Genomic DNA, 3,817 nt, shown 5'->3' with positions numbered 1-3,817 from the left:
TTTAAAAGTATTTACTATAAAATAATTTTCGCGACAAAACATCGAATTTATTATATAATTTTAACATAATAAATATATGTATAATAACGTTTAAAATTCATTTTAAGGGTGTATATTCATGAAAAATATTGATTTTATTCTTGAAAGCGATGAGGTACTAAAACCATCGGAACGACTTATTTTATTACTATTAGAAAAACATAGAATATTATACACAAATGATTTACTTGTTTTAACGAATTTATCATATAAAACATTAGTAGACTCTTTAACAACACTTGTTAGGAAATCTTATATAAACAAAGAGAGTGGAAAAGGACGTATGCAAAATAGATATAGTTTAATATAAAATGATTATTGTAAACTACAAAACAGGAAGGGCTCACAAAATATGCTCTTCCTGTTTTGTAATTAAAACTCATCCTCATGAATTAAATTCCCTGCGTCATAGTCTTTCAATAATCGCTGCTTCAAATAATTTTCTTTTGTTGTACGATCATCTTTATGACCAACAGCTGCTGCAATGATATGTGGTGGTAATTGTTTATAATCATATAAATATTGAACATAAAAATGTCGAAAGAAATGAGGGGTTATTTTATCATTTTTTGTAAATGATAAATTAGTTTCTTTTATGATTTTGGTGATATATTGAGATAAATAATTTTCTTTATATGCTGTATGATTTTTTGTTTGAAAAATGGTACCACCATGCTTAATACCTAACTCAGTTGGCAAACGGCGACGGATTCGAAAAGCGATTATCCGTTCAAATACAACTTTGTTAATTGGTACAATTCGTTCAGAATCACCTTTCGTATTTACATATAAATAATAACGATCACGCAATGTATCATACTCTAAATCTGCCCACTTCGCATGTGCAACTTCCGCAATACGTAGTCCAGTTGTTGCTAATATTGAAAGCAGAGCATAATTGATAGGATTATTTTTATAATATGACAGCAATTGTTTTACTTCTTCATAAGATAATTCTCTTCTTGGTTTATGTTTTTTCGTTATCGTTGTACTTAGTATGTCAATATATAGAGGCTCTTTAATGTATTCAATTTCATATAACCATTTTAAGAAGGACCGAGTAATTCGTAGCTTTCGACTTATCGTTGCTGGTTTATATGCTTCGTTAGATTGATAGGAGATTGCATCTTCAGCAAGCCACTTTTGATAATTACGAATATGTCGTTTTCTTAAATTTATCCATACTTTACCCTCAATGAAATTCTCCACATCCATTTGTAAAAATTCTATATGTTCTCGAATAAAAAAATAAAACTGTGATAAATCTCTAGAATAGAGAAGACGAGATGTGTCTTTTACTCGTTTATTTTTATCAAAATGTGTTTGTCGATTCAAATAATAATATAAAATTTCTTCATCAGAAAAACCCGCATATGAATATGTATGTCCACGTTCATTCTGCTCTTTTCGATCCTCAGCTTGTTTTAAAAAATCTTCATTCCATATTGCAATAGTACTTGCAAATTTTTCTTTACTATTTTTATTGTGTAATAACGAATTATGATTATAAATTGGTAATAAATTAAATTTCATGTTATATCAAATCCTTATGTATTTCTTATATAGTTTTAATAAAACAAATTAAAATGTCTCTATAATTTATTTTAAAGTGCATTTATATAAAATACAATATTAATTGTAAACTATAGAAAATCACACATTTTCTATGATTTAAAATCGATTTATAAATTTGATTTTTCGTGAGTTGAATTAAAACATTACACATTTTATTTTTAAAATTAAAAGAAATTGTATTTGTTTATAATATAATTATAATTTTGTATTTAGTTATGTTATAATAAAATTACATTTTATTTCGTTATTATTTTAAATTATATTTTCATATAAAATATATTTAGTTTTAAATAGAAAGGATTTATTTGCATGTACGAACATACACATGAACAATATATGGATACAAATGAGGTAAAAGAGTATTTACGTATTACTAGTTTTACATTTAAAAAATTAATGAAAGAAAATAAATTAACTCCAATTAATAAGGACACGTGGCGATTAGATGGAAGTTTTTTGTTTCAAAGAGAAGCGGTTACTGTATTACAATCACAGTTACATACAGAAGGAATCACATTAAACCAAGCCAGTAAACAGTTTCATGTTAGTATGTATCAATTATGTAAATGGATCGAAGAAGGGGAGTTATCCTATACAATTCAAATACATCGAAATAAGGAAACAAAATTTGTACAAGAGGAAGAGGTAAAACAATTAGCTGAAAGATTAGATGACGCCAATGCTCTTTATACATATTCTCGAAAATATAATGTTGTTTTATTTCAAAAATTTATACAAGGAAATACAATTGCTCGTATAACGTCTATTCCTAAAAGAGGAAACATTATAGTAACAGATGAATTTGGAAATGATATGACACTACAAGAGGCGAAAGAAAGTGGCTTTTTTCCAGCATATCAATTATCAGATAAACCGAGGAGTCATCATCAAAAATTTGTAAAGTTTCGTTTTCTAAAAACACATCATTTACGAAGTGATATTTTTCAGCAAATTGATTACTTATTGCAATATGTATCTCCACGAAATCTTCGAATTTCAGAAGAACACAACTTTTGGATCATTGAAATTCGCCAATCACTTATTCAAGTTCCTATGCAGTTTCAACAAGAGTGGATCGACTCTCTTATGCCATATATAATAGAAGGAAAATTAGCCAAGCGTCCAAATAATAGTATTTACTTAGACAGCAATAGTGTTACGAAAAGCATAGTATTATCTTCATCTGAGTATCAGTCTATCTCAAATATTGTAAGTGAAGAAAAAATTTCAATAGAAGAGTTTATTACTTCGGCAATTCGAGAAAAATTGGATCGGTATATAATGAAATATTAAAAGACTTATCATATAGATAAGTCTTTTAATATACAAAAATTTTTAAGTTATCTAAAAAACGGCCTTTCAGATTCTTTTGTAAGAGGACTTTATATAAAGAAGAATATTATAAGGCCTGTAATGTATAAAAGTTTATATAAAGATTCATAGGATCCTTAAATTGATTTGGATATATTTAAGGTCTATTTTCCTACTTGTAGTTTACATAATAATTTTATGTATTAGAATTCCGAGTGAAAAAGCAAAGAATGCCTTTCCATAATTTCGTGATATTGTTTAATTTCGTTTGTAATTCTTTGTCTTCCTTTTTCACTTGTGTGCCAGGTATCGCGATTAATTTGTCGCGAATCTTGCAGTGGAAGAACATCTAATATTTTATCTTCCGCAGCATATAGTGAAGCAAGTAATAAAAATCTTCGACAGAAAAAACTTTTTCCAGCAAGTAATACATTTGTTACTTCTTGATTATTAATCATGTTAAACGCACTTTTTATTACACCCTCTACATTAGAAAAATCTCCTGTAATCGGTTGGATATTCTCATGGGGGACACCTAATCTAATTAATATTTCTCTATGATATTCAAACTCATTTGCTTGTAGAAACGTATTAAAAATAGAAGGAATGAAAATAAATTTTACAACTTCTTGAGAGCAATGTTTTACAATAAGTTCGTTTAATTCCGGGAAATGACCAGGATGATACAGCATAATATCTGTTTCTGCAAACAAATGCTTGCGATCTATAAAAACTAAATCACTAATTGTAGAAAAGTAATTCATAGCTATAAATTCCTCCTTAAAAAGATAAAGACTGTTAAAGATTCGCTATACATTGCCTGCAATCCTGTATAAGATTTCGCCAAACAAAAATATTAAAATTGCAAAAAAATGATTGATACTTGTTGGTG

4 protein-coding genes are annotated in these 3,817 nt (G+C 27.6%); 2 read left to right on the top strand and 2 right to left on the bottom strand.

The features are described from left to right. The first annotated feature begins 118 nt into the window (after window positions 1-118). On the top strand, window positions 119-349 hold the full coding sequence (locus LRP84_RS22140; protein WP_230577053.1) for a hypothetical protein: 231 nt from the start codon (window positions 119-121) through the stop codon (window positions 347-349). A gap of 62 nt (window positions 350-411) precedes the next feature. On the opposite strand, the gene LRP84_RS22135 is transcribed toward LRP84_RS22140, so the two are convergent. Further along, window positions 412-1,572: a tyrosine-type recombinase/integrase gene (locus LRP84_RS22135; protein WP_230577052.1), complete on the bottom strand. Its 1,161-nt coding sequence runs from the start codon at window positions 1,570-1,572 to the stop codon at window positions 412-414. Window positions 1,573-1,923: 351 nt separating this feature from the next. Here LRP84_RS22135 and LRP84_RS22130 point away from each other — a divergent pair, with 351 nt between their 5' ends. Further along, entirely contained in the window at window positions 1,924-2,907 is a 984-nt protein-coding gene (locus LRP84_RS22130; protein WP_230577051.1) for a DNA-binding protein, read from the top strand. A gap of 221 nt (window positions 2,908-3,128) precedes the next feature. Here LRP84_RS22130 and LRP84_RS22125 read toward each other — a convergent pair whose 3' ends face one another. Next, entirely contained in the window at window positions 3,129-3,689 is a 561-nt protein-coding gene (locus LRP84_RS22125; RefSeq protein ID WP_230577050.1) for a hypothetical protein, read from the bottom strand. Between the last annotated feature and the right edge of the window lie 128 nt (window positions 3,690-3,817).

It is taken from the genome of Bacillus rhizoplanae, assembly GCF_917563915.1.
GTDB lineage: Bacteria > Bacillota > Bacilli > Bacillales > Bacillaceae_G > Bacillus_A > Bacillus_A rhizoplanae.
The sequence above is the reverse complement of the archived record's forward strand: the minus strand, read 5'-3'. Positions and strand labels throughout refer to the sequence as shown.

What these genes read in the sequence shown, in the direction of transcription:
- LRP84_RS22140 (WP_230577053.1), top strand. Translation starts at nt 119, where the DNA reads ATGAAAAATATTGATTTTATTCTTGAAAGCGATGAGGTACTAAAACCA.
- LRP84_RS22125 (WP_230577050.1), bottom strand. Translation starts at nt 3,689, where the DNA reads ATGAATTACTTTTCTACAATTAGTGATTTAGTTTTTATAGATCGCAAG.
- LRP84_RS22135 (WP_230577052.1), bottom strand. Translation starts at nt 1,572, where the DNA reads ATGAAATTTAATTTATTACCAATTTATAATCATAATTCGTTATTACAC.
- LRP84_RS22130 (WP_230577051.1), top strand. Translation starts at nt 1,924, where the DNA reads ATGTACGAACATACACATGAACAATATATGGATACAAATGAGGTAAAA.